The organism is Acidiplasma cupricumulans, from assembly GCF_001402935.1.
Lineage (GTDB): Archaea > Thermoplasmatota > Thermoplasmata > Thermoplasmatales > Thermoplasmataceae > Acidiplasma > Acidiplasma aeolicum.
The window spans coordinates 1-1,052 of sequence record NZ_LKBH01000281.1 but is presented as its reverse complement, the minus strand read 5'-3'; the positions used below and the strand labels follow the sequence as shown (position 1 = coordinate 1,052).

2 protein-coding genes are annotated in these 1,052 nt (G+C 29.9%); one reads left to right on the top strand and one right to left on the bottom strand.

Annotated features, from left to right (window positions below; translation table 11 throughout):
• Positions 1–76: 76 nt before the first annotated feature.
• A complete protein-coding gene (locus AOG55_RS07715; RefSeq protein ID WP_048101950.1) occupies positions 77–823 on the top strand; it encodes a DUF929 family protein in 747 nt (248 codons plus the stop codon).
• 2 nt (positions 824–825) lie between these two features.
• Here the strand turns inward: AOG55_RS07715 and AOG55_RS07710 are convergent.
• On the bottom strand, positions 826–1,052 hold a 227-nt coding region (locus AOG55_RS07710), incomplete at its 5' end, for a hypothetical protein (protein WP_236688996.1).

Sequence of the window (1,052 nt, the reverse complement as noted above, 5' to 3'; positions counted from 1 at the left end):
TAAAAACATATTCTAATAGTTATATTTAGTCTCAATATTCAGCAAAGTATAAATAACATCTTTAAATTAAATTTCAATGGAACCAGATGGCGATAAACCTAAAATAAATAGAAAAATGCTTGTTTTCTTCATTGTTTTTTTAATAGTCATTGTAGCATTATCCATAGATTTTGATCTCCATTACAATCCAACAGAGGAAAATATTAAAATAGACAATTATTGCCAGATTTCCACAAAAAATCTGGTTGGCGGGGGTTCAATAAACGTTTATTTTATCACGTGGAACGGAAGCCCAAATGGAGCATCAAGTTCATGGGCATATTACAGTCTTATTGGTAGTACTAAGAATTACACATATGTTAACTCATCATCATCATATATTTATAATAATACACCAGGTGTAATATTTACAAACTCAGAATATAATTTCACATTAAATGGAAGAATGATTCACTTCATACCAATTTATTTGTATAAAGAAAATTTAACAGGGCAAAACCTAATAAATGAGGGACTTAATGAAATTAAAGCAAAAGTCCCATCAAATGTATATAATGATATAAAAATATACACAACTGAGGTCCTCATATCTGGAACAGATTCTACAAGCGCCAATTTAAGTGCAGGTAATGGCATACCAGCACATATAAACACTGTTAGCATTATAACTGGACCTGGAGGAGCATATATATTCAATGGTGCACTAATATCACCAAGTGCACTTAGTAATGAAACTCCAGAAAAGGTAATGCAGAATATTAAAGACCCAACAATAACACAGGCAGTTGCTGGTTTAAAAAATTATATTGAAAAGGTAGAATAAACTTATGCATTATTTTTATTTTTAAATTTCAGTACCAGAAGGGCAACAACAAATGCAATACCAACTGCCAGTAGAAAGTAATCCACATCATAGCTTAATGCATAAAATCCTCCTATAACAGATGATGCACCAAGAACAGTTTTAAGATTTTTCCCGGCATTTACACCATTTTGTGAACTTTTTTTAAATATTTTTAATCCTACCATAATTAACAATATTTTTAAATTAT